Origin of the sequence: Candidatus Thiosymbion oneisti (assembly GCF_900092655.1) — a bacterium.
Taxonomy (GTDB): Bacteria; Pseudomonadota; Gammaproteobacteria; order Chromatiales; family Chromatiaceae; genus Thiosymbion; species Thiosymbion oneisti.
In genome coordinates this window covers 14,960-38,218 of record NZ_FLUY01000577.1, presented here as the reverse complement: position 1 = coordinate 38,218, position 23,259 = coordinate 14,960, and the positions used below count along the sequence as shown (strand labels likewise).

Below are 23,259 nucleotides of genomic sequence, written 5' to 3'. Positions count from 1 at the left end.
GCTCACCACATCTTTACGGCCCTTGCCCAACCTACAAGATCATGTTTTCGGGAGGATTTATACGCGCTCGCCCTGGGTTTGCCCGTTGGTCGGGGCTGCGAATCTTGATGCTCGGCTCCGTAAATCAGTACGGGCCACGAGCGCGGGCCATCCTCATCGTGCTGCTCGACAAATATGCCGATTTCGGCCCCGGCCAGCTCAGCATATCGGAGGCCCTGCAAGTGCCGCCCATCTCCGAGCAGGGTAACGTCATGGAAATTGCCGAGCTGTTCGGTGGTGCACCGCGGATGAAACAGGCAGTAGAGCGGTTGCAAGCGCTTCTTTATCAAGGTTGATTTCCGATCCGTGGTAGGGTAATCACTATCCTCTGGTCGTGAGGGTACGCTATCAAAACAGTATGCTAATGATCGAAGGTCAAGATATGCTCAACACGCTGAAAAAGAAGAGAACACGCGTTCTGATCGCAATCACCTCCGGTATCACCCTGATGTCCTCCGGTTTCGCCGAGACCGGGGGGGACGCGAACCTGGAGGAGGCAAAGGGCATCATCAAGGCCTTCTCCTCCAGCTTGCAGGCCGAGCTTCAGGCCGCATTGAACGCCGGCGGTCCGACAAACGCCATCCGGGTCTGTAAGGAGAGGGCACCGGCCATCGCCGCGGATTATTCCGCCCGGACCGGTTGGGATGTAGGGCGTACCAGCCTGAAGTTGCGCAACCCCGCGGCGAACGCGCCGGATGCCTGGGAGCAGCAGGTCCTGCTCAAGTTCGAAGAACGCAAGGCGGGCGGCGAGGACGTCAAGACCATGGCCGTCGCCGAGGTAACCCAAGTGAATGGGGAAAAGCGATTCAGATACATGCAGGCGATCCCCACCGGCGGGCTCTGCCTCGCCTGCCACGGTAAAGCCCTCGCCCCCGCTGTCGACACGGCCCTTGACAGGGCCTATCCGCAAGACCAGGCAAAGGGCTTTTCCCTCGGAGACATCCGGGGGGCCTTCACCTTGTCCAAGCCCCTCTGAGTGGCGGGTGGATAGCCTTGTACCAGGAGGCCTATTTCGTAGGGGGGCTGAACACCGGGTAGGCTGAACACCGTATGTTGGGCGCGGGGCCATCCAAAGATGCGGTTTACATTCCTTATTTGATCCGCAGATTACGCCGATTTCCGCAGATTAAGAACGAAACAATCTGTGAAAATCCGTGTAATCTGCGGATTAAAAAGATGCCTCTTCAGGCAACGCCAAATAACGCCGAACAGCGCCGGGATCGAATGAGCAATCCTGAATAATGGCGTATTGCGTTACGATGCCCGAAGACCCACTCTACAATACATTGGTTACTTGCTTGTCCCTGCGCACGGGCAGCAGGAATGCGAGCGCACCGAGCAGCAGGGTTACCCCCAGCAGGAACAGGTGCAGATTTATCGCCCCCGTCAGGGCCGTGGCTGCATCGATGCCCAACGGCAACAGGGCCGTCATCACCGCCAGCTCGTAGCTGCCGCTGCCGGCGATCCCATGGAAGGGCAGGACGCTGGACAGCTCCGCCCCCATGACCCCGAGCAGGACCTCCCAAGGTTCCGCCGCCAGGAAATACCGCAGCACGAGCGCGAAGGCGAGGAGCTTGCTGATCCAGATAAGCGCCGTCCACAGGTAGATACGCAGCGCCCTTGAGGTGGAGGCCGGGGCGGCGTCGATCAGCAGGCGGAACGCCTTTCCGAGCCGGCCCTGCCCGTTCGGCTGGCGGTGGCCCAGCCGGCCCATGATCGGTAACAGCAGCAGCCACGGCAGCGCAACCAGGGACCAGAGCCAGGTCGGATGGCGAAGCCAAAGGATGAGGATGCCCATCAGCCCTAGAAAATGCAGATCCAGCAGCCGAATCCAGATCAGGGACGCGGTGGTGCTGAGGAACCCGTGACCGAAATAACGCCTCATGAGCCATGGGAAGACCAGCTCTCCCGCCCGCATCGGCAGCAGGTTGTTGGCCGTGGTGTGCAGGACTGAGAGCCTCAGTACGGCAGGGAAGCGTCCCCGAAGCCGGGGACGAAAGTAATCATGGATCCGGACCCCACGCAGGCAATAGCTCAGGGCCGTAAGCGCCATGGGGGGCAACAGCTCGGCCGGGGTCAACGCCCGCCAGGGGGCCAGTATGGGTCCCCAACCCAGCGTCAGCGCCACGCCGGCGACCACCACGACCAGCAGGATACCGCCCAGACCCCAGTCCCGGGCCCGTCCGATCCAGGGTCCGGAATCCCGGAGTGCCCGCAGTCTCATGCAGCGACTATACCTGGGTATAAGACATTGAAGCCATGGGATTTTTCCTATGCTCAATTTTATATCCGCAGATTACGCAGATTTTCACAGATTGTTTCATTCTTCATCTGCGTAATCTGCGGATGGATTGAAACAACCTGATCGTTTTTTCCATGTTCAATCCTGTCCCTTATTGCGTGACGCCGGAGTCAGGGCCAGTTCCGGCGATGCGGTTCGCTGCCTGCCTGGGCGTCCCTGCACGCAGACAGGCGCTTACCACACCATTGATGCGGTTCGCCGCCGGGCGCGTCCCGCGCCCGGCGGCTCACCACATCCTATATTTTGCGTCCTGCGCGCCGTCGCGACGGATAGATCGGCGGCTCTCCCGGCGGGCGGGTCTTGAATCTGCGGTGCACCCAGAAATATTGCTCCGGCGTGGTGCGGATGCGGGCCTCGATGGTCCGGTTCATCAGGGCCGTGTCCGCCGCCTGATCGGCCGTGGGAAAGGGATCCAATGGCGGGTCGAAGATCAGCTCCAGGCCGCGTCCCCAGGGCAGATAGCGGGTGTGGACCGGGATCACCTGGGCCTTGCTGAGGCGTGCGAACCGGCTCAGCATGGGAACCGTAGCGGTAGGTGTGCCGCAAAAGGGTACAAAGATGCCGCGGCGGCCCGGGTCCTGATCGGGCAGATAGAACAAGGGGGTGCCTTTGTGGATCTCCCGCACCATCCGCCGCAGGTCGTCGCTGCGCTCTATCGAGACCGCGCCGAAACGCGAGCGGCTACGGTGCATCTGATGGTCGATGACGGGGTTACGGATCTTTTGGTACATGTACAATCCGGGGTGAACCAAGGCGGTGAAGGCGGCACCGCCCAGCTCCAATCCCACGAAGTGGGGCACCATGACGATGAGGTTACGCCGGTTGCGGAGCGGCTCATCGACCCGTTCCCGGTGCCGGAGCTTGACGATGCGCTCCAACCTGCGCCGGGAGCTTACCCACACCAATCCCTGGGTGCAGACGGCGACCCCCAGGTAGCCGAAGTGCCAGACCGCAAGCCCTCTGCGCGCCCGGTCTGTCAGGTCCGGAAAACAGAGCGCGAGGTTGCGCAAGGCCACGCGCCGACGGGCACCCGCAAGGAAATAACCCACATACCCGATTCCCATGCCCAGAGCCCAGAGCAGGGGAAACGGCAGGAACCCGCTGAGACAGAACCCCCCCACCAGGAGCCAGCTCGGCCAATGACGGGGGGAGAGGAGGCGTCGGTCCAAAGTAAGGGGTTGAATAGAGGGCGCGAAGGCTGGTAAGCCGCACTGGATTGGTCTCAAGGCGCTACCGCAGCCACCACCAGGTCTTTCAAGGTCTTCCCCTCCAGGCTCCCGGCAACGGCCTGCTCGAGGTCGGCGATGACCGCTTGCACCGCCGTCTGGCATGCCGACTTGTCGCCGCGCGCGTGGGCTACATCCAGGATCTCCCGCAGGCCGATGGTCTCGATCGCACGGGCCGGGAGATAGGTCTCGGGCTCGTCGTTGGTCGCCACGATGAGCCCCCCCGCCCGCAGTGATTGGAGGAGCTGCTCGACCTGATCCGGCGCGCCGTAGCAGCCAGCCGCGGTCAGGGCTTCGAGCGTCCATTTGGACTCATCGAAGTAATGGGTGCGACCGATCGCGGCCATGACATCCAGGGCGAGCGCTTGATCATGGACCTGCCCGACCTGTGGACCATCCAAGTGGCGCCGCAACAGGTGAGGGTGCTGGGTGTAGCGGGCGATGTGCGCTCCGACCAGGACGATCAGCCAGCCGACATTGAGCCAGATAATGAAGAGTACGGCCGCGGCCATACCGGAGTAGACGGCCGAATATTTCGAGGAGCCGGCAACCAACCGGGCAAACAGATAGGCAACGCTATGCCAGGCTACGCTGGCGAAGAGACCACCCGCCAGGGCGGGTAGCAGGCGGACCCGGCAATTGGTGAGGAAGGCGTACAGGAAGGCGAACGCCAGGCACACCAGCAGGTAGGGAGCCAATCGGCCCAGCCCGACGATGAGCTGGTCGAGGGGCTCGATGCCGACGACCCGGTGGATGTTCTCGCTGCGGAATACGATGGCGGTAACACCAAGTGCGGCGAAGATAAACACGGGCCCTACCAGGGCCACGCTCAGATAGTCGCTGAAACGGCGGGGCCAACTGCGAATGCCGGGTACGTGCCAAATGGTGTTGAAGGCCTCCTCCACCCTGGTAAGCAACGAGACGACGGTCCAGAACAACAGGGCAATGCCAAAAAAGCCCAGGACAGCAAAGTTGAGATTGCCCACATAGGTCAGGATGTGCCGGCCGATCTCGGCGCCCTTCTCGCCCAAGGGCTCCAACGATTGCATGAGCATCGGTTCGAGCTGATTCTGGACCCCGAAGCCTTTGAGCACGGAAAAGGTAACGGCCAGGAGGGGGACCAGGGACAGCAGAGTCGTATAGGCAAGGCTGGTCGATTGCAGGTGCAGCTTCCCGTCCCGGAACTTTCCCGGAATGCCCGCGAGCAGACGGATCGAAAAGATCCCTGCCCGGGCCAGCCGACCCGGTTCCCTCCCTGCAGTCCCGAAGGCCTGCCACCAGTGCTTGATCAGGCTCATCCCGCGTAGACTCCCAAGCCGCACAGCACCCCTCCATCAGGCGACGATACTTTCCTCGACCCGTTGGTATCCCCCCCGGAGGATTTCCTGCTCGTGTAGGTAGTCGAGCAGCAGGTTTATCCCTTCGGGCACGCTGAGTCGATCCGCGTCGACGTGGACCTCGGGCTCCAGGGGTACCTCGTAGGGGCTGTCGATACCCGTGAACTGCTTGATCTCACCCCGCTCCGCCTTGATGTAGAGCCCCTTGGGATCGCGTTCCTTGCACACCTCCAGGGAGGCGTCCATGAAGACCTCGACAAACTGCCCCGGGGGGAGGATTTTGCGCACGATCTGGCGGTCCGCCCGGAACGGGGAGATAAAGGCGGCCATCACGATCAGGCCCGCGTCGGCCATCAATTTGGCCACTTCGCCGACCCGGCGGATGTTCTCCGTGCGGTCGGCATCGCTGAAGCCCAAGTCTTTGCACAGACCATGGCGGACATTGTCCCCGTCGAGCAGATAGGTATGGTAACCCTGAGCCGTGAGGATCCCTTCCAAGGCGCCCGCCAGGGTTGACTTACCCGAGGCACTCAGGCCCGTGAACCAGATGACGACCGGACGCTGATCCTTCTGCCCTGCCCGCACGGATTGATCGACAGGGTGATGGTGCCAAACGACGTTGTTACGCACGGGACCTCCGAAGGGGTGGTGAGGAATTGCTATCGGTGTTCTCTTATCCTTAACACTTTTCTTCCATTGCTTTGGTGGCCGCTTGCGAGATGAAACCGGATCGGCTCATCTGATGCGCTTGTGCATAGGCATCGATCCTTTCCAGCAGGGGCTCCGGCAAAGTGACGTTGATGCGCCTGGTCCTTGGTCGGAGACGCGTGAGGTCGATATCGAGAAGTATCCATTCTCCGTCGGTGTACTGCGGGTCATCACGAAGTCGGTCCAACGGGGTAGGAACCGGGACCTCCGAAGACTCACCCTCGAAGTACAGCTCTACCGCCTCCTGAATCTTTGCGGGGATGTCCTCCCAGCGATCCGCGGCTGAAAAGCATCCGGGAAAATCCGGCAAGGTGACCCCGTGAGCGTGGGTCTCATCACCAGGATGAACATAGACTGCGTACAGCATGATCTACCTTAGAGACTTCTAATAACTAACATATTGATTTTAAAATCATTATTGTCGAAGATGGCAAACCGTTATCCGGAAACAAGCCGAGACTTACTCATAACTAACTGATTTACGAGGTATAAGGTTCTAGCAGTCTCATAAAGATTATTTCCATGCCCAACCGGCCTGTCGATAGATGTTACGCAAGGTGCCGATCGGAAGATCCTTGCGGGGATGGGGTACAACCACATGACCTATTTTTCCGGGATGCTTGTATTTTCGATGGTCGCCTTTGCCGCCCGCAAACATCCAACCTTCCGCTTCCAGCCGTTTGATGACCTCGGCACTTTTCATGGGCGTGGCTACGATTCCTGTGCATCCTGCGGGCCTTTGCGGCTCAGTCGTCCGACAGGATTTTGCCCTGGTCGGGGAGCCCCAAGACCTGTGCTATACTTGGGTAATTTCGTATGGCAACCCAATCCCTGCACTTGAGTTCAAGCAATCGATGGCCAAAGAAGACGTAATCCAGATGGAAGGTACGGTGATTGATACCTTGCCTAATACCATGTTTCGCGTGGAGCTTGAAAACGGACACCTAGTCACCGCCCATATCTCGGGTAAGATGCGAAAACACTATATCCGCATCCTAACCGGGGACAAGGTGACGGTCGAGCTCACCCCTTACGACCTGTCCAAGGGGCGCATCACCTACCGTGCCCGCTGACAGCTGGCCTGCCGGTAAAATCATATCGAAAACCGTAAATTTCACGCTCGTTCCTACGCTCCAGCGTGGGAACGCCGTCTTGTCCGCTCCAGCGGACTCAGCTCCTCTGTGCGGATAGAGGCGCTTAGTCGACGCTGGAGCGTCGGCGGATCCACGCCCACAGGCCGCGCGGGGGATCATGTGGGTGTAGGTTGCGTTAAGACGCTGGCACAGACCTAAGCAGACGATCAGCGAGCCTTAGCGCGTCGAACGCAACACGTCGAACCCTCCGACAATGCCGAATCATTCAGGATTGCTTTTAACCACACAGCTTCTTAAGCATCTTGGCTGGGGGACTAGGATTCGAACCTAGGTTGACGGAGTCAGAGTCCGTAGTCCTGCCGCTAGACGATCCCCCAATCGAACCCGATCCCTCGGTTCCAGGCCCTTTCCCTGTGCCCTTTCTCTATTTAGCGCTTCGAGTACTGCGGTCGTTTGCGTGCCTTGTGCAGCCCCACCTTCTTGCGCTCGACCGCGCGGGCATCACGGGTCAGAAAACCGGCCTGGCGCAGCGGCTGGCGCAGCCCCTCGTCATAATCGACCAGGGCGCGGGCGATACCATGGCGTATCGCACCTGCTTGCCCGGAAGTACCGCCGCCGGTAACGGTAACCCGCAAGTCGACGCGATCCAGCATCGCGACGGTTTCCAGGGGTTGACGGACGATCATGCGCGCGGTCTCTCGACCGAAGAACCGATCCAGGGGCCGACCATTGACGGTGATGTTGCCTGAACCCGTGGTCAGGAAGACGCGGGCCGCGGAACTCTTGCGACGCCCGGTTGCGTAGTTGAAATCCGACATGGATGTGGCTTCCTGTACTCAAGACTCAGATGTCGAGTGGTTGGGGTTGTTGGGCCTGATGGCGATGTTGCGGACCGGCGTATACCCGCAGCTTTTTGAGCATGGCGCGACCGAGCGGATTACGTGGCAGCATCCCTTTGACGGCATGGACGATCACCCGCTCCGGCGCCTTAGCGAGCAGTTTCCCCAAGCTGATGGACTTGAGACTCCCAATATAACCCGTGTGGTGATGATACAGCTTGTTCCGGAGCTTATTGCCGGTCACCCGCACCCTTTCGGCATTGACGACCACGATATAGTCACCTGTGTCCACATGGGGAGTGTACTCTACCTTGTGCTTGCCGCGCAGGCGCCGTGCCAGCTCCGAAGCGAGCCTGCCAAGCGTCTTGCCTTGCGCATCAACCAGGTACCACTCATGGCGGACCTGTGCAGGCTTGGTACTCTCAGTCCTCATGTCCGCTGCTCCGGGCCTCTTTATTCGGCTCAAATCGTCAAAGCGACGAATGGTATCCTGGTTGATGAAAGTATGGCAAGAACCACGTCATATCCGGCAACACGACGCCTTCCCGATTCGCGCCGAATAACGCCGGACAGACACCTTCTCAGGCCGCGCCGAATTCGGAGAGCACCTCGACCATGGCCCGGCACAGCACAGCGAGCTGCGCGTCGGTAATGATGTAGGGCGGCATCAGGTAGACCAACCTGCCGAAGGGCCGCACCCAAACGCCACGGTCGACGAAGCGGCGCTGGATCTCGCGCATTCGCACGGGATGTTCCAGCTCCACCACACCGATCGCACCCAGCACCCGTACCTCTACTATACCCGGCAGCCGTGCACAGGGGGCGAGCCCGTCCCGAAGGATCTGTTCGATGCGGCGAATATTGGCCCGCCAGTCAGACGCCAACAAGAGGTCGATGTTGGCATTAGCCAGGGCGCAGGCCAAGGGATTGCCCATGAAGGTCGGGCCATGCATGAATACCCCCGGATCGCCGGAGGAAATGGTATGGGCCACCTCCGCGCTGGCCAGGGTCGCCGCCAGGGTCAAATAGCCGCCGGTGAGTGCCTTGCCGACGGTCATGAGGTCCGGCGCTACACTTGCGTGCTCGCAGGCGAAGAGCCGTCCGGTGCGTCCAAAGCCGGTGGCGATCTCGTCCGCGATGAGGAGGACTTGGTAGCGGTCGCAGCGCTCGCGCACCCGCTCCAGGTAGTGCGGCGAGTAGAAACGCATCCCCCCCGCACCCTGGACGATCGGCTCCAGAATGACGGCGGCCAGCTCCCGATGATGCTCGGCCAGCAGTGTGTTCAGCTCCGCGATGTCCTGATCCCGGCAGGTTGCGTCGAATCCGCAGGCGGGCGCGGGCGCGAAGAGCTGTTGCGGCAGTAGACCGGAGAACAGGCGGTGCATGCCGGTGACCGGATCGCACACGGACATGGCGGCAAAGGTATCGCCGTGGTAGCCGGAACGAACGGTCAACAGTCGGTGCTTCTCGGGTCTACCCTTGGCGTACCAGTACTGGATAGCCATCTTGATGGCCACTTCGACGGACACGGAGCCCGAATCACAGAGGAAGACATGCCGGAGCGGCTCGGGCGTCAGCCCCACCAGACGTTCCACGAGCCGGACCGCCGGCTCGTGAGTGAGCCCGCCGAACATGACGTGGGACATGCGCGCGAGCTGATCCTTGGCCGCCTGGTTCAGGACCGGATGGTTGTAGCCGTGAATGGCACACCACCAGGACGACATACCGTCGATGAGGGTACGCCCGTCGGCGAGCTCGATCAGACACCCATGGGCCGAAGCCACAGGATAGACCGGGTCGCGGCCGATGGTCGAGGTATAGGGGTGCCAGGCGTGGGCCTCATCGATAGCGATCAGATCGGTAACCTTCGTCATTTCAACGGCCTTATCACGGTCACCCGTCGCGGTAGAGCTAGTTATCGGAGATCTCTCGATTAGGGCCTGTTGACATTTAACATACCTGCGGGTGTAGGGAACACGAACCACGAATGGACACGAATTCACACGAATGAGGATTCGTGTCCATTCGTGTTCATTCGTGGTTCTATTTAGGTGCTGTTGACATTTAACCTGATAGCTTGTGCCCAACCAACTGTTGGAGGGTTTGGCCAGTCGAAATCGGGATCGGGATCGAAGTCGGGATTGCGATTGCGATTGCGATTGCGATCCCGATTTCGATTTCGATCCGGCGCATCGGATAGATCCTGCCCAGGGCGTGAGCAGCCACCGCTCCGTCGGGTTACACCACGTCCCTGTGACTAACCCGACCTACCCGCCTCGCTCGGATAAATGCCAACAGCCCCTAATCTTGCTGCTTGCCTTTGCCCAATCCGGCGATGGGCACCACCTGCGCGGACTGGGGTTCATCGGCGTAATAGGGCCGCTCGCCGGTGCGGCCCTGGGCAGCGGCGAGCTCCTTCTCCCGAACGGAGATCAGCCCCAGGCATTGGCGAACGTCGGTGATGGTCTGCTCGGAGAGGGGATGTTTCATCCCCGGCGGTGGTGTGACGTCCTTGATGACCGCGGCCAAGGTCTTGCGCATGGCGATGAGGATCTGTTGTTCTTTCGTAAGTTCTGACATGGCTTGTCTCTGCGGGCCAAGATTGGCCTTGGTTACTGGTTTTCGATTCGTCGCGGCACCTCGACCGATCACTTCTCAAGGCGCCTGATCATGTTTCTCTCCAGCAATCCTGAATTATTTGGCGCGGTTTGGGGGAAAAAATCCCTCCTGCGTCGGGACCAGTTTTCGGTAGTGGCAAATTTTTAAGTGGTCAGCGTAGAAGGATTCATTAACCACGCTCTATTTTTTTGATCCCCTCTCCCCAACCCTCTCCCGGAGGGAGAGGGGGTGGCGCGTGGCGTGCCCAACACACTGCTAGTGGCTATGCTTCCATTTAGACCTTAACCACTACCTAAATGTCAACAATACCTAAAAGCGTGCAATCGCCCGCAGTAAAAATTCGGGGTCTTTGCTGTCATCGGCCCGCTGGCTCCGGCGTGTCAAAGGTTTGGCGACTTGCAGCTCAAGGGATAGACCTCGGGTGAGCCAAGTGCGGAGCCCGACGCCGGACGAGGCCAGTGAGCTTTCGCTGGACGGGAGCAAATGGTTGGACTTTTGCCGCACCGCGCCGAAATCATAAAAGCCGAAGAGCTGGTACCGCTCCAGGAATGACCAGGGTGAGGACCTGGTGTACTGGAGCTCGAGGGTGGTGCCGATGCCGTCGTCACCACTCAGCTCCTTGGGGTCATAGCCACGGCCGAAATCGATGCTGCCCAGGTTGAACTCTTCGTCGGCGAGGACCGGATCAAACGCATACTGGGCCTTGACCAGGGCATAGAGGGCGAGGGTGTCGGTGAGGGTCTGCAACCGCGATGCGGTCAATTGCATACTGGTGAACTTACCGTCGGCATCGAATCGGGATGCCATGGGATCCCCGGCGTCGGTGGATCCGAATCCCGAGAGTCCTTGGCGCACACCCAGGTTCAAGTAGGTCGAGCCACCCCAGGGATCCCGAAAATCATAGGCCACCGCCAGGCTGAGTACCCGCAGATGGTCTTCGATGAAGGATAGGTTGCCGAAGATATCCGTCTTGCTGTCGATGAAGTCGAAGCCGCCTTCGACAAAGAGGTTGTGTGACCGGGTGCGAATGATCGGGTGGACGACCTTGAGGTTGGCCAGGAGCTTGGTGGAGTCGTAATCGAATTCGGAGAGAAAGTCACCGGGGTTGGAATCGCCGTAAGACAGGAAGCCGGACAGGTAGGTGCCGCGATCGCCGATCCGCAGCGAACTGGTGAGCATGCCGACGCGCTGGTTCTTGCGGTTGCCCCCGAAACCCTTGTCCGGATCGCTGACCAGACCGGTAATGCCGATATTCTCCCCAAAGCGGGTGAAGGAGTTGGTGCCGGCGCGGACCGCGACCTCCCACTGGCCGGTGAAGGTGCTGCCGAGGTTGTCGAGCAGCACCAAGCCATCGAACCGCTTGCGGCCGGCAATCACCACCAGCTGGGAGGCGCCGACGGCGGCCTCGGAGGCCTGGAGCACCCCTTTGGCCTCGATACCCGGCAGGTCGTTGGCCAGCAGCAGACCCCGCTCCAGGGTGCTCAACCTGAGCGGGCGCTCCATGGTGACATGCTCGAGGTAGCCCTTGATCAACCGCTCGACGGGCCCGACCGCGCCTTCGATCACGACGCTGTCGATATATCCCTCCAGTACCTCCACGTACATGCGCCCGCCGACGATGCGCTGGGGAGGCACGATGACCTGCGAGAGAAAATAACCGGCATCCCGATAACGGCGTTGGATCTCACCGGCCAGGACATAGATTTCAGCCAGCGACACGACCGTGCCGTAACGGCTGCTGAAGACCGTTTGCAGCTCCTCGGGGGAATAGACGGTAGCACCCTTAACATCGATGTTGTGGAGCTTGAAGCGGATCTGCTCCGCACCGCTCGGCGCGAATGACTCATGACCCGGGGGGACGGCCGGGCCGCTCCGGGGTAGGACCGGGCGATTCCCCTCCAGCGTGTGCACCCGGACATCGGGCTCACCGGATCGGAGCGGAAGACGCGGCGCCGCAGGCTGGGTTTGAGCCAGGGCCGTATCAAGCAAACCTAGGGTCAGCAGTCCGTAAACGGCAAGGTACCGACCCCCCCTTTTGAAAAACTCCATAGCTCGTCTCTCCCGACTCGCCCGAACAATCGTCCGTCATTATTCCACGTATAGAGAGGGGTGGTGAGAACCAAGACCCACCACCCGTCCATCATTTCAGTTTGTTCTTAAGAGCCTTCAGGCGCGGCGGGTATCGCCTTGGAGACGGAACGCTCCGCCTCGATTTCCTCCGGGGCCGAGAAGGTCACCCGGCGGTTGACGGCATCATAGGGGTTGGTTCCGTTCATCAGTCGGGATTCGCCCCAACCGCGAATCGTCAAACGTTCCCCATCGACACCGTGCTTTTCCACCAGGTAGTTGCGCACCGCCTCGGCCCGTCGTTGCGACAGGTCACGATTGTATATTTCGGACCCTGAGGCATCCGTATGTCCCTCGACCACGAACGAATATCCCTTCAACTCCTCGCGATGCAACAGCTCCCCGATCGTATCCAGGAAGGGGATCGTCTTCGGATCCAGTTGGGCCGAGTTGATCCGGAACTGGAGGCGAAAGGAGACCGGTCCGGCGTTCGGGTTGCCCTCGGAGGTAGGCAGGGGTTCCCGGACTATCTGTCGTACGCGCTTGGATTTCGAGCCCTTTGCAGAGACGCGAGAAGACCTGGCAGAGACCCGGGAGGACCTCGAAGCAGTGCGGGAGGATCTCGAAGAGGTGCGGGAAGATTTTGAATGCGCGCGCCGAGTGGGCGCCTTGCTGATCGAACGGGTATTCTTCAGGGCCTTCAATACCTGCGCACGCGAGGCGTTCCGGTCGAGATAGCTCCCCTCCGCCCACGCGTCGAACGCTGCCAGGCTTACCACGAGCAGGGAGAGCAGACTGACCTTGAGTTTGATGTTGCACATGGACTGATTACCTCTCCGTTTTGTTCCGTTAGTCCTCATCAGGGAAATCTACGGCCCCAGCGTATGGTGGCGCCGTGTCGATCCTATCTCGGCTAGGAGTATAGTATGGTCCGCTGCATCTTCAGAGCAATCCTTTCTCCTTCCAGAACTTCTCGGCACCCGGATGCAGGGGGGTAACGATGCCCTTGATGCCGGTTTTTACGCCCATCTCTTTGAAGGTCTTTTTCTGGCCGGCCATATAGGCGAGCCCTTCGTCCGTATAGAGCTTGGACAGCAGATCGTAAACGATCTCATCCGAGACTTCGGCATTGGCGACCCACAGAGCCGAGTCCTGGAAGGAAGCAACACCTTCGTCAACGCCCTGGTAGATTCCTGCCGGGATCTCGACCTGGGTAAAGTAGGGATATTTCTCATAGAAGCCGCTCTCGGCCGCGTCCTTGTTGAGATCGACGAGATCGATAGCGTTGGTCCGGGCGGCCATCATCACGGCGCCGGAAGGAAAAGCGGTAAACAGCCAAAAGGCATCGAGCTGCTTGTTCCCGAAGGCATTGGCGGCGTCGTTATAGCCCATGGCGTTGCGCTCGATCTTGTCCCAGACACCTAAGTGGGCGAAGAAGAGCTCACAGTTGGCGAAGGCGCCCGAGCCTGCGTTGCCCACGCCGACCTTTTTCCCTTTCAAGTCCTGCACGCGGGTTATTCCGGAGTCCTTGCGCACGACCAACTGGGCGGGGGCCCCGTAGAGATAAGCTACTGCCAGTACGTCTTCGTATTTTCTCCCGTCGTTCTTCAACTTGCCTTCGCGACCGAGATACAGGTGTCCGGAGTAGACGACGCCGAACTGCATCTTACCGGCGTTTACCTTGCGCAGGTTCTCGACCGATCCGGCGGAGGACTGGGCCTTGACCCGATAGTCCTTGGCTGCCTTGACGGGCCCATAGGTCTGAATGGAGTTGGCGACGATCTGGAAGGTGCCGCCCGCGGGGCCGCCGCCGAACACGATGCGTTCAGCGGCAAGGCCGACGGAGGGGATGGCGAGCGTGCAGGCCAGCAGGACGGCACTTGCGGTAAGGATCATTCTCAAGCTCAGCTTCATGAGGCGCTCCTGTGGTGGGTGATGTTTGCGATTTACTCGGCGATCGGCAGTCGTTCAAGCATCGGCACCGATACCGACCGTATAACCTGACACTCCACTCTAGCGCCTGGCGCACACTTCAACAACCAAAGAAAAGTCCGTGTCGCCGGTGTTCAGCAGCTTGTGGATTTGGCGTACCGCTCGCTGCGCATTGCGCCCCTCTCGGTAGGCATATTGCTCCGGTTGTCGATCGGCCTCGATGATCGGCGCCGGTACCAGGCTCGCTGCCGTCCCGACCACCCGGTCTCGGATCGTGGGAATGCCAAACGAACGCTGCTTGCCGTTCGTTTCGGGGATCAAAACCTGGCCTCCCGGACTTGCCCGGTAACGCTTTTGATGGTCCTTTACATCGTAAGGCTGCAGCCGCTTCGTTACCTCCCTGACCGCTCCGATCTCCCACCCCGGATTAGGGCCGATAGATCACACCTCGGGCTGCGCCGGCCCCGACCGCGGGTGCAGATGCTCCCGCACAGGGAAGTTCGGCCGGCTGCGGGACTGCTCGCAGAGACGTCTCACATACTCACCCACTAAACCGATACCGAACAGGATCATGCCCACCAGGAAGAAGAGGACGCTGAACAGGGTGAATACACCCTCGGCCTCGGGTCCGATGACGAGACGCCGAAGGGCCAGTAAGACGGCAAGGACAAAGGAAACCAGAGCGATCCCGATACCTGCCAGGGAGAAGAGCTGCAAGGGGATCAACGAGAAGCCGGTCATGAGATCCAGGTTGGGATGGATGGACTCATAAAGGGGGTATTTGGGTTTGCCTGTCGCCTGCTGAGTGTTTTCGACCCCGATCTCGGTGGGATTGGCGGCATAGATATAGGCCAGGCCCGGGGTGAGTAGCTCGTCGGCAGTCCGGATCGCATCCACGATCGCTCGGTCATAGGCGCACGGCATGCAGCCCGGATCCGTCATCCGGATCCGGGTCACCCGCTCCCGCAAGCGATTCATGGCCTTGGACACCAAGGCCCGCCATCTGCTGTCCTGATACCGACGGCGAAAGCTGCCCACATAGTCGTGCCCTCGGTCCATCTCGGCCAGGAGCCAAGGTATCGCTTCGGGGGGATGGCGCGGGTCCGCGTCCAAGGTCACCAGCCGGTCGCCGCCGGAGACCTCGACGCCCGCCATGACGGCCGCAGGTCGGCCCGCGTTACCGCGCAGCAGAAGCACTTGAGTGACATCCGGGCGCAGCTTGTACTGCTGGCGCAGCAAGGTCGCGGAGCGATCGCGGCTGCCGGCGTCGACAAACACGACCTCATAGGCGATACCGAGACCATCGAGCACCGGGTAGAGACGGTCGAACAGCTTTGTCAACACCGCCTCCTGGTTGGAGACGGGGATGACCACCGAAAGCTCGGCACCGGTAGTCTTATGCTGCGTCTCGTTCAAGTCGTCCACCTTTCCAGTAGCGCCGCTAGGGGTGATTATACCCGTTGCACGTGAATATTTCGGTAAGCGAGGTGGGTCGATCGTACCCGAGAGCACGGGACTACTGATATTTCGTTGGCTGTCAGGTCCCGGATGATTACGAGGATTTTTTTTGAAAAGTTGGGGCTGCCGTGCGTACCATTCCTGAAGTGTCCGGAGGGACATATTGTGGTGCAGGTTTTTCCGTGGGACGTGGTAATTATACAGGTAGCCCGTCGTAGGTCAGGTCAGGCTAGGGCGACAGAGATAGCTGGCATACGGCGGATGGCGTAAGCTTATCCGCCCTATGCGGGCTGAATTGTTTGGCGTTGTCTGAAGGATTTGGCGTGTTGCGTTTCGACGCCCAACGGCTCGTTGATCGACATCCAGGTGAGTGCCTGCGTCTCAACGCAACCTACACCTACATTACCCCCCGCGCAGCCTGCCCGCGTGGACCTCGCTTTGGGTGTAGGTTGGGTTAGGCGCGCTGCCCGGTCCTGAAGCACAGCGACAGGGCCGAACGCGCCGTAACCCAACACGTCAGATCCCACAGCCAACGCCAAATAACCCAGGACCGCGCCCGGACAGGCACGGCGTCGAACGTGGCATAACGCAACACGATGCTCGGATTCGTTTTAACCAAACAGCTTCTTAGTTTTGATGAAGCCGTGATTCTTAACCACGGAATCGCCCGGATCATATTGAGTATGGGAAAACTGGGTAGGATTCCCTACCTGGTAGTGGTTAATATCTAAGTTGTAACATGACCAACGGCACTGGCCGCTATACCCCCTCTCCCTCTGGGAGAGGGGATCAAAAAGATGAATCTCTCTACGTTAACACTAATGAATTTACCACTACCCCCTACCTGTCGCAGGTGGGAGGAAGAGGGAAAAATTGTATGGCCCCTTTATGGCGTCCCGGATGGATTGTAATCAACCATTCAGGCCCAACCAGCGTTCTTCGAGTTGGGCGAGTACCGTGTCAAGCTGTGTATTGTTCAGGCTAGGTATGCCGGGCTCCGGCCATTCTCCCTCCGGTGTGACTCGCTGTTCATCGAGCATGGAGAGAAATTTCAGTCGTCCTTTGCTCGACTCGAAAGCCGACAATTGCGCCGCGATCTGCTCACGCGTCCATGATCGATTCGGTTTTATACTCCGAAGCTGTACGGCGTCATGGCGCGACTGTCGTATCAGTCGGACCGCAGACCAAACAAAGAATCCCAAATAAACCAGGGTACCGCCCCCAAAGATAAGGGGCGTGAGGAATGGTAACAACTTGATGACGATGTCGATTATCCAGACTAACAGAGCGGAGAGTCCTACAAGCAATAAAAGGATAACCAGGAAGTAAATGAGGTGTGGATTTTTAACGATATTCCGAATTGCAACCCAGCTATGGAACCAGGGAACAGCAAGCGTCATGCCTGTTATCGATCCCGCGTACAGCAGTTCATCGGGAAGCAAGACCTGGGCAAATGACCAGAAATTCGAGTCACCCTTAGCAAGAATTGAGGCACCGATTACCAATAGCAGAAGACGCCACAGGAAGAACACTAAGGTGGACCCCCAATCGAAGTTACGATTCAAACTGGTTGCCATGTGTCGTCGTCGCATCTGTTGGCGCAGCCTGACTACGCCGCGTAAGCGATATAACCAAGGGGGAATTAGCATCCGCATCCAATGGCGAATTTTGCGATCTATAGCTTTACGATTAGTGACCGTTTTTCGCTTTTTTTCCTTGTATTTGGCTCTCAGCCAACCATGTATATCAATGAGGAACAGAAAATAATATTTAAAAATAAAAAATGTGAATAGAAACAGAATTATTGCCGCAATAATCATCGTTACGTCGACTGCCAACAATGGCAATGGCGCACCGAGTGCGAGCAGAGTATCGAATCGGCGAAACTGAACTGTCCGGGCGACGGATGCCAGATTTTCCGTTAAAGAGAGCGAGAATCTCAGCTCGCGATGCCTCAAGCTGAAATCCTTTTGAGGCAGCTTGATCACAAATCCGCGAATACTTCCCACTACCTTTTTACTGAGGCCAGCCAAGTGCCGACAGGATCTGATGGCCGTTTGTCCGATCCAATCGCTTGGCAAGGCGAGTGCCTTCGGTACCAGCCTGGACAGGGAGGTGCTCGGCAGCAGCCCAATGGCTTCCGATCCGATCTTTGCCGCGAGGGTAGGGGTGCTGGGGCGTAGTAGGTTCCGAACAATGTTCACGAGTTGAGGGTCGTGCGGCGCGAGAACCTCTCGTCTTGCCCGGAAGCTGGCGGACAGGAACCGGAGGGCATGGACGCCTGCGAGAAAGTCGTGCGAAGTGGGATTGCGCGAAGCGGCCGGAAGACGACATGCGTATTCTATGCAGTATTTCGCGATCACTTCGGCTTCCGCGGGAGGTGCAACCCCGGCGAAGAGTGTCAGGGCCTCACGCCAGCGCCCGTCATTGGGTATGTCCCCCAAAGGTAAGCGATCGTGATCGTTTTGAAGGTGCTTGGCGAGAAAGAACTCCGTGAAGCGCCGATGTACGAAGGAGAAGCTGGCGTCGATGCCGGATCCGATACGCACGACCCTACCGTATCTTAATGTCCTGGCGGCGATCTCAGCGGTCTCGGCGGTGGTTCCAGTGTGGGCACCGACGGCTTGGGTCAGCTCCGCGAGGGGTGCTTCCAAGCCGAAGTTGTCGACCAGGGTAACCGCGATATCGGTCGCGGCATGTGTCAGGCGATTCAGGTCCGACCGCGGCGTATCCCCGGACCCGCGTGCTCCACGGATGCATTCCCCAAGTCGCTCATCGAGGTAGGTCTCGAAGAGGTCCAGCTCCGAATCGGGAAGGCGCTCGGGATTGATCTTCGAGAAACCCGGCACTAAGCCTGCGATGAAAGGGTTCCGCAGGGCCGGAATCAGGTGGGGTCGTTCTCTAAAAAGGGCCAAGACCTGCGATGGCCCGAAGGCTGAGCGCCGTTCGAGGGAGCTGGCAAGCTGCTCGTCGGAAAATGGCCGGATTTCGAACGTCGCATCCGCCCGGTATTTGAGGCTAGGCCTGCGAAAATACCGAGAGGCGAGGATACCCCGGCCATTGTGGCCCCCGGCAATGTAGCCATAGATGACATCGGAAAGCGCATCGATGAGCCAGGATGCCTCGCTCTGATCGAGCAGCTGGGGGATCTCGTCGAAGGAATCCAGGATCAGAAAGATCCTCCGGTCGGCCAGGAGGTGAGCGAACCTGCTTTGGTCCCCGATCTGCTCATTCAGGTACCGATCGGCGAAGAGATCACGGCCGCTTATATGGGACAGCAGGAATTCCTCGAAATCGCCGGGGGTCGGTGGATCTTCTCGGGACCAGACGCGGTTCGGCCGCCAGTCACGTAGATTGATGTAGAGGGGTAGGCGCCTGGTTTTCGCCACTTCATCGACAAGGTCGCCCGCGAGCTTGCGCAGGGCAACGCTCTTCCCGGAGCCTGGATCGCCCAGCACCAAGAGGGTGGAAGCCGCATGCTCCTTGGTGATCGCCTCGAGCAGACTGGCCGTGCGGCGCATGATACGCCCCCGACGTTTGACTTCGACCTCGGCATCCAGGGGCTCGAAGAATTCCCCGCTCCAGTGGGTTTCGATGTCTTGGTGAGCGAGGTCGTTGCGGAGGACACGTCCGAGACGCATCAACCCTTCGGATTCAGAGAGCTCTAGGGCCGAAAGATGCTCACGCATCGTGGTCGTGTCGCGCGTGAAGTAGTTGACGATCAGCACCCCCATGAGAACGAAGACCATCACGGCCACAGGTACCGTAGTTGGGGGAGATTTAGCTCGAAGTGGCCGAGAAACGGTTGGGCAATGGCGGTCAGGCTGGCGGACCAAAACCCGTAGGAGAGAGCCGTTCCTGAGATGATTGCCAGAGAATAGAGACGAACCCGCATGCGGCCGTAATCACGGGGGCGCCATAAGGGGCTGGCGAGCGCGAACAGGAGCACCACGATGCCCCCAACTACGGAAGTCGTGAGCAGATCGTCACTGGCCCATAAGGTCAGGAGGACCGCCGACAGGGCAACCAGGAGGGCGAAGAGAAACAGCCGCCGGCGTCCGGACAGACCTTGGAGCAAATTCGATAAGAAGCTCATTCAGTGCCTCCCGCAATGCTTCCCGTACTCATCGTTATATCGATTGTCGTGTTAGGAGACAAACGCTCTGAGGCAAATTGCTTTGGCGCTTTATGGATTCCAGACTGCTAACGACCATGGAAAGATGCTACCGGACGTTTTGGAGTGCGGCGGCAACCTTTTCCCGGTCCTTGCCGGAATTCGCGGTGCTCAAGGTAACCACAGGGTTAGCTATAGAGCACCTGCCCGCCGCCGCTTTGGATTTAGCGATGCATACGGCGTTGCAGCCAGGGGAAAGCGCCGTCGCCGCGGCGCGTGCGGAATTCAGCGCCCAGGTCCCTGGCAAACGCTGCTGGTATCCCCCATCACTGAGGTTCGATTCGGCCGCGCCGCTTTGCCGGTGCACTCCAAAAGAGCCTTTCGTTTTTCATCTGTGGAAATCTGCGTAATCTGCGAATTAAAAAGACGCCTTTGCGGACAACGCCGAATAACGCCGAACAGCGCCAGGATCGAATGAGAAAACCAATCCTGAATTGTTTGGCGTTGTGAGGTGGACCCTACGCTAACCATCTGATGATTGTAGGGTCCGCTGTGCGGACCGCGGCGATGTTGCAGCCATTTAACATGTGAAAACAGTCGGTTAGAGTTAAATAACAGGATCTAGCGTCTCACCGGAACTGCTCATGTTGCGTGAATTCTCAGACGGGATATTGCAACGACTCTACCCACCGACCTGTGTGCTCTGCGGCGCTCAGGGACAGGGTGGGCTGGATCTGTGTGCCCCCTGTCTGGCGGATCTACCGAGGAACCGGCATTGCTGCCGCCGCTGCGCGCTGCCCCTGCCCGCCGAGCTGCCGCCGGGCGCTCTGTGCGGTGAGTGCCAACGCCGCTTGCCGCCCTACGCCGTCTGTTACGCCGCCTTCCGTTACGAGGGACCCCTGCCTATCCTAAGTACCTAGTTTCGACCGATATTGCAAATTCATAACCTCTGGTTGGCTCTCATGCTCCAGCGTCAAAGCCAGCAGTATCAATCGAAACTAGGTACTAGTGGGTGGGGCCAAGTTCCGGGCCCGTCTGAATCTGGCCCGGCTGCTCGGGCAATGCCTGGCAAGTACCCTGGGCGAGTGTGGCGCCGAGCTGCCGGACCTGATTGTGCCGGTGCCGTTACACGCGAAGCGATTGCGCGAGCGGGGTTACAACCAGGCCCTCGAGCTTGCCCGCACCATTGGTCGCGAACTTTCGATTCCGGTGGACATCCAGAGCTGTGTGCGGGTCTCGGCCACGCCACCCCAGGCCGGATTGGCGCGCAAGGAGCGGCAGCGTAATGTGCGCGGGGCATTCCGGGTCCTGCACCCGCCAGGCGTCGAACGGGTGGCGATTCTGGACGACGTGGTCACCACTGGCAGCACCGTCACGGAGCTGACCAGGGTGCTGCTGAGGGCTGGCGTCGAGCGTGTGGACGTCTGGGCGGTGGCGCGTACGCCCTGATCTCCGCCGGGTGGTTCCGAAATGGGAACTATTTTTGTCGCCTATCTTTTCTATTCGCAGATTACGCAGATTCCCACAGATTATTTCTTTTTAATCTGCGATAATCGGCGTAATCTACGGATAGATTGCGGTTCAAAAAAAACAGACCGACTCTACCTTTATAGCCTAGCAAACCCCCGCGCCAGATCGGCTTTGATGTCTGCGATCGCTTCTAAGCCGACGGCGATTCGGATCAGGCCCTCGCCGATCCCCGCCAGCTCCCGTTCCTCATCGGTAAGACGGCCGTGGGTGGTGGTAGCGGGGTGGGTGATGGTGGTCTTGGTGTCCCCTAGATTGGCCGTGATCGAGAGCAGGCGCGTCGCGTCGATGACCCGCCAGGCGGCCGCTCTTCCGCCGCGCACCTCGAAGGCGACGATCCCGCCGCCGGTGCGCTGCTGGGTCCCGACCAGGTGATGCTGGGGGTGGGCATCGAGCCCCGGATAGAAGACCTTGATCACGCCGGGTTGTCTTTCAAGCCAGGCGGCAAGTACCTGGGCATTGCGTGCGTGGGCCAGCATCCGCAGCTCCAGGGTCTCCAGCCCTTTGAGAAAGACCCAGGCATTGAAGGGGCTCATGCTGGGGCCGGCGGTGCGCAGTACGCCGAAGACTTCCTCGCCTACGAGCTTATGGTTGCCGACCACGGCGCCGCCGACACACCGGCCCTGCCCGTCCAGGTATTTGGTGGCGGAGTGTACTACCAGGTCCGCCCCCAAGGTCAGGGGCCGTTGCAGGGCCGGGGTGCAGAAGCAGTTGTCCACCACCAATAGACAGCCGTGGGCATGGGCGAGCTCGGCCAGGGCCCGGATGTCCGCCATCTCGGTAAGGGGGTTCGAGGGTGTCTCCAGAAACAATAACCGGGTGTCGGGGTCGATTGCCCGCTCCCAGGCAGCCGGCTCCGCCAAGGGTACATAGTGGGTCTTGATTCCGAAGCGGGTCAGATACTTGTTGAACAGGATGGTAATGGAACCGAAGATGCTGCGGGAGGAGAGGATCCGGTCCCCCGCCTTCAGCAGCCCTAGGCATAGGCTCAGGATGGCGGACATGCCCGAGGCGGTCGCGACGCAGCGTTCACCCCCTTCCATGGCCGCTAGCCGCTCCTCGAAGATGGCTACGGTGGGGTTGGTGAACCGGGAGTAGATGTTTCCGGGCTCGTCGCCGCTGAAGCGGGCCGCCGCCTCGCGGGCGTTGGTGAAGACGTAGCTGGAGGTGGTGAAGATGGGTTCCCCATGCTCACCCTCCGGGGTCCTGTGGTGGCCGGCGCGGATGGCAAGGGTGGCGAGTTCGAACGCGTCCAGGGTGCTCATCGATAACTCTCCATATTCATATCAATAGCAAAATGAAAGAGCCGGATATTATTTGTAACGCTGTCAGTTCTGAGATGAACAGATTTGCAGCGGATTATTCTCTTTGGATGGCATTTATCTATCATCTCAAGCAACTCATTTCTATTCCAGATGCAAATATCTTCAACTCTGCCTGTGGCAAGTTCTACAATCCACTCATTGACTTTGTAGAACCAATGGCGAGGCGAGTCCTTTTGCACGTAAGCGATCATCACTGCCGAATTTAAATCGGCCCCATGAAGGCCGAGCTTGAAACGTTGGATTCCGCCACTTTTAGCGTCGCCTCCTGTAACGTACTCCTTTTCACGCCCTTTTGGAGAAGGAGCAGGAAATCGTTTACATTCAAAGACCAAGACAGGATCATAGATGGTGTATAATCGTGCGTCAATTGTCACTGCCTTCACAGGTGACGCTGAGAGACCTACCCGTCGGCGGTCAATCTGAGGCTCTTCATGATTAAAGCGAACCATTGGAAAATCATTCCGCGCCTGTGTGTCGAGGAATTTGCATAATTGCAAATTCAGTTCATCTTCTGATTTTTTATCCGGTCTATCAGGGTCATCACGCCAATGCGGTAGCTGCTGATGAACAAAAGAAATGGTTTTGGGAACAATCTTTTCTGCCTTCGGTTCAATCCCGGATGTGATTTGACCAATGGATGGCATTTCAGGCTCGACATGATCCCTATTCATG

At 59.2% G+C, this 23,259-nt stretch carries 24 protein-coding genes and 1 tRNA gene; 5 read left to right on the top strand and 20 right to left on the bottom strand.

The window, feature by feature from the left end:
- A partial coding sequence (locus BQ17_RS06315) for a type I restriction-modification enzyme R subunit C-terminal domain-containing protein (RefSeq protein WP_141699135.1) occupies positions 1-335 on the top strand: 335 nt, incomplete at its 5' end.
- Positions 336-403: 68 nt separating this feature from the next.
- Positions 404-1,015, top strand: a complete 612-nt coding sequence (locus tag BQ17_RS06310; protein ID WP_256091496.1) for a Tll0287-like domain-containing protein — start codon at positions 404-406, stop codon at positions 1,013-1,015.
- A gap of 300 nt (positions 1,016-1,315) precedes the next feature.
- On the opposite strand, the gene BQ17_RS06305 is transcribed toward BQ17_RS06310, so the two are convergent.
- The 6 genes from BQ17_RS06305 to BQ17_RS06280 form a co-directional block, all read right to left on the bottom strand.
- Entirely contained in the window at positions 1,316-2,263 is a 948-nt protein-coding gene (locus BQ17_RS06305) for a lysylphosphatidylglycerol synthase transmembrane domain-containing protein (protein ID WP_089725325.1), read from the bottom strand.
- Between the two features lie 314 nt (positions 2,264-2,577).
- Positions 2,578-3,510: a lysophospholipid acyltransferase family protein gene (locus BQ17_RS06300; RefSeq protein WP_256091495.1), complete on the bottom strand. Its 933-nt coding sequence runs from the start codon at positions 3,508-3,510 to the stop codon at positions 2,578-2,580.
- 53 nt (positions 3,511-3,563) lie between these two features.
- Positions 3,564-4,865, bottom strand: a complete 1,302-nt coding sequence (locus tag BQ17_RS06295; RefSeq protein ID WP_089725321.1) for a YihY/virulence factor BrkB family protein — start codon at positions 4,863-4,865, stop codon at positions 3,564-3,566.
- 36 nt (positions 4,866-4,901) lie between these two features.
- On the bottom strand, positions 4,902-5,534 hold the full coding sequence (cysC, locus tag BQ17_RS06290; protein ID WP_089725319.1) for an adenylyl-sulfate kinase: 633 nt from the start codon (positions 5,532-5,534) through the stop codon (positions 4,902-4,904).
- A gap of 49 nt (positions 5,535-5,583) precedes the next feature.
- A complete protein-coding gene (locus BQ17_RS06285) occupies positions 5,584-5,979 on the bottom strand; it encodes a type II toxin-antitoxin system HicB family antitoxin (RefSeq protein ID WP_089725317.1) in 396 nt (131 codons plus the stop codon).
- Positions 5,980-6,126: 147 nt separating this feature from the next.
- The gene (locus tag BQ17_RS06280; RefSeq protein WP_089725315.1) at positions 6,127-6,315 is read right to left on the bottom strand and encodes a type II toxin-antitoxin system HicA family toxin; all 189 of its coding nucleotides are present in this window, start codon (positions 6,313-6,315) and stop codon (positions 6,127-6,129) included.
- 151 nt (positions 6,316-6,466) lie between these two features.
- On the opposite strand from BQ17_RS06280, the gene infA reads away from it, so the two are divergent.
- Positions 6,467-6,685 carry a translation initiation factor IF-1 gene (gene infA, locus BQ17_RS06275; RefSeq protein ID WP_089725331.1) on the top strand — a complete coding sequence of 73 codons (219 nt, stop codon included), beginning with the start codon at positions 6,467-6,469 and terminating at the stop codon, positions 6,683-6,685.
- 324 nt (positions 6,686-7,009) lie between these two features.
- On the opposite strand, the gene BQ17_RS06270 is transcribed toward infA, so the two are convergent.
- From BQ17_RS06270 to BQ17_RS06215, 12 genes are all read right to left on the bottom strand, one after another.
- A tRNA-Gln gene (locus BQ17_RS06270) sits at positions 7,010-7,083 on the bottom strand.
- 51 nt (positions 7,084-7,134) lie between these two features.
- Positions 7,135-7,524 carry a 30S ribosomal protein S9 gene (gene rpsI / locus BQ17_RS06265; protein WP_089725312.1) on the bottom strand — a complete coding sequence of 130 codons (390 nt, stop codon included), beginning with the start codon at positions 7,522-7,524 and terminating at the stop codon, positions 7,135-7,137.
- A gap of 25 nt (positions 7,525-7,549) precedes the next feature.
- Positions 7,550-7,978, bottom strand: coding sequence for a 50S ribosomal protein L13 (gene rplM / locus BQ17_RS06260; RefSeq protein WP_089725310.1), 429 nt, complete (start codon positions 7,976-7,978; stop codon positions 7,550-7,552).
- Between the two features lie 148 nt (positions 7,979-8,126).
- Positions 8,127-9,419 (bottom strand): adenosylmethionine--8-amino-7-oxononanoate transaminase, encoded by a 1,293-nt coding sequence (gene bioA / locus BQ17_RS06255; RefSeq protein ID WP_089725307.1) that lies wholly within the window; start codon positions 9,417-9,419, stop codon positions 8,127-8,129.
- 427 nt (positions 9,420-9,846) lie between these two features.
- Complete coding sequence (locus BQ17_RS06250; protein WP_089725305.1) at positions 9,847-10,125, bottom strand: segregation and condensation protein A; 279 nt, start codon at positions 10,123-10,125, stop codon at positions 9,847-9,849.
- Positions 10,126-10,473: 348 nt separating this feature from the next.
- Positions 10,474-12,213 (bottom strand): ShlB/FhaC/HecB family hemolysin secretion/activation protein, encoded by a 1,740-nt coding sequence (locus BQ17_RS06245; protein WP_089725303.1) that lies wholly within the window; start codon positions 12,211-12,213, stop codon positions 10,474-10,476.
- Positions 12,214-12,320: 107 nt separating this feature from the next.
- Positions 12,321-13,052: an OmpA family protein gene (locus tag BQ17_RS06240; RefSeq protein WP_176722320.1), complete on the bottom strand. Its 732-nt coding sequence runs from the start codon at positions 13,050-13,052 to the stop codon at positions 12,321-12,323.
- Between the two features lie 121 nt (positions 13,053-13,173).
- Positions 13,174-14,145 carry a TAXI family TRAP transporter solute-binding subunit gene (locus tag BQ17_RS06235; RefSeq protein WP_218068133.1) on the bottom strand — a complete coding sequence of 324 codons (972 nt, stop codon included), beginning with the start codon at positions 14,143-14,145 and terminating at the stop codon, positions 13,174-13,176.
- Positions 14,146-14,244: 99 nt separating this feature from the next.
- Positions 14,245-14,484, bottom strand: a complete 240-nt coding sequence (locus tag BQ17_RS06230; RefSeq protein WP_089725298.1) for a hypothetical protein — start codon at positions 14,482-14,484, stop codon at positions 14,245-14,247.
- Between the two features lie 120 nt (positions 14,485-14,604).
- On the bottom strand, positions 14,605-15,579 hold the full coding sequence (locus BQ17_RS06225; protein ID WP_218068131.1) for a glycosyltransferase: 975 nt from the start codon (positions 15,577-15,579) through the stop codon (positions 14,605-14,607).
- 953 nt (positions 15,580-16,532) lie between these two features.
- Positions 16,533-19,370, bottom strand: a complete 2,838-nt coding sequence (locus BQ17_RS06220; protein WP_089725295.1) for an NACHT domain-containing protein — start codon at positions 19,368-19,370, stop codon at positions 16,533-16,535.
- Positions 19,370-19,717, bottom strand: a complete 348-nt coding sequence (locus tag BQ17_RS06215; RefSeq protein WP_089725292.1) for a hypothetical protein — start codon at positions 19,715-19,717, stop codon at positions 19,370-19,372. Before BQ17_RS06215 ends, BQ17_RS06220 begins: the two co-directional genes overlap by 1 nt.
- A 662-nt stretch (positions 19,718-20,379) precedes the next feature.
- Here BQ17_RS06215 and BQ17_RS23995 point away from each other — a divergent pair.
- On the top strand, positions 20,380-20,655 hold the full coding sequence (locus tag BQ17_RS23995) for a double zinc ribbon domain-containing protein (protein ID WP_369406460.1): 276 nt from the start codon (positions 20,380-20,382) through the stop codon (positions 20,653-20,655).
- Between the two features lie 88 nt (positions 20,656-20,743).
- Entirely contained in the window at positions 20,744-21,184 is a 441-nt protein-coding gene (locus tag BQ17_RS23990) for a ComF family protein (RefSeq protein WP_369406459.1), read from the top strand.
- 158 nt (positions 21,185-21,342) lie between these two features.
- On the opposite strand, the gene BQ17_RS06200 is transcribed toward BQ17_RS23990, so the two are convergent.
- The gene (locus tag BQ17_RS06200) at positions 21,343-22,527 is read right to left on the bottom strand and encodes an O-succinylhomoserine sulfhydrylase (protein WP_089725288.1); all 1,185 of its coding nucleotides are present in this window, start codon (positions 22,525-22,527) and stop codon (positions 21,343-21,345) included.
- Positions 22,524-23,258 (bottom strand): hypothetical protein, encoded by a 735-nt coding sequence (locus BQ17_RS06195; protein WP_089725286.1) that lies wholly within the window; start codon positions 23,256-23,258, stop codon positions 22,524-22,526. Before BQ17_RS06195 ends, BQ17_RS06200 begins: the two co-directional genes overlap by 4 nt.
- Position 23,259 lies beyond the last annotated feature (1 nt).

Bases quoted from the DNA above. Each gene is read 5' to 3' on its own strand.
- BQ17_RS06240 (WP_176722320.1), bottom strand. From the start codon at position 13,052: ATGTGCAACATCAAACTCAAGGTCAGTCTGCTCTCCCTGCTCGTGGTA.
- BQ17_RS06310 (WP_256091496.1), top strand. From the start codon at position 404: ATGATCGAAGGTCAAGATATGCTCAACACGCTGAAAAAGAAGAGAACA.
- rplM (WP_089725310.1), bottom strand. From the start codon at position 7,978: ATGAGGACTGAGAGTACCAAGCCTGCACAGGTCCGCCATGAGTGGTAC.
- BQ17_RS06235 (WP_218068133.1), bottom strand. From the start codon at position 14,145: ATGAAGCTGAGCTTGAGAATGATCCTTACCGCAAGTGCCGTCCTGCTG.
- BQ17_RS06220 (WP_089725295.1), bottom strand. From the start codon at position 19,370: ATGGTCTTCGTTCTCATGGGGGTGCTGATCGTCAACTACTTCACGCGC.
- BQ17_RS06215 (WP_089725292.1), bottom strand. From the start codon at position 19,717: ATGAGCTTCTTATCGAATTTGCTCCAAGGTCTGTCCGGACGCCGGCGG.
- BQ17_RS06250 (WP_089725305.1), bottom strand. From the start codon at position 10,125: ATGTCAGAACTTACGAAAGAACAACAGATCCTCATCGCCATGCGCAAG.
- infA (WP_089725331.1), top strand. From the start codon at position 6,467: ATGGCCAAAGAAGACGTAATCCAGATGGAAGGTACGGTGATTGATACC.
- BQ17_RS06295 (WP_089725321.1), bottom strand. From the start codon at position 4,865: ATGAGCCTGATCAAGCACTGGTGGCAGGCCTTCGGGACTGCAGGGAGG.
- BQ17_RS06305 (WP_089725325.1), bottom strand. From the start codon at position 2,263: ATGAGACTGCGGGCACTCCGGGATTCCGGACCCTGGATCGGACGGGCC.
- BQ17_RS06200 (WP_089725288.1), bottom strand. From the start codon at position 22,527: ATGAGCACCCTGGACGCGTTCGAACTCGCCACCCTTGCCATCCGCGCC.
- BQ17_RS06285 (WP_089725317.1), bottom strand. From the start codon at position 5,979: ATGCTGTACGCAGTCTATGTTCATCCTGGTGATGAGACCCACGCTCAC.
- rpsI (WP_089725312.1), bottom strand. From the start codon at position 7,524: ATGTCGGATTTCAACTACGCAACCGGGCGTCGCAAGAGTTCCGCGGCC.
- bioA (WP_089725307.1), bottom strand. From the start codon at position 9,419: ATGACGAAGGTTACCGATCTGATCGCTATCGATGAGGCCCACGCCTGG.
- BQ17_RS06195 (WP_089725286.1), bottom strand. From the start codon at position 23,258: ATGAATAGGGATCATGTCGAGCCTGAAATGCCATCCATTGGTCAAATC.
- BQ17_RS23995 (WP_369406460.1), top strand. From the start codon at position 20,380: ATGTTGCGTGAATTCTCAGACGGGATATTGCAACGACTCTACCCACCG.
- BQ17_RS06245 (WP_089725303.1), bottom strand. From the start codon at position 12,213: ATGGAGTTTTTCAAAAGGGGGGGTCGGTACCTTGCCGTTTACGGACTG.
- BQ17_RS06280 (WP_089725315.1), bottom strand. From the start codon at position 6,315: ATGAAAAGTGCCGAGGTCATCAAACGGCTGGAAGCGGAAGGTTGGATG.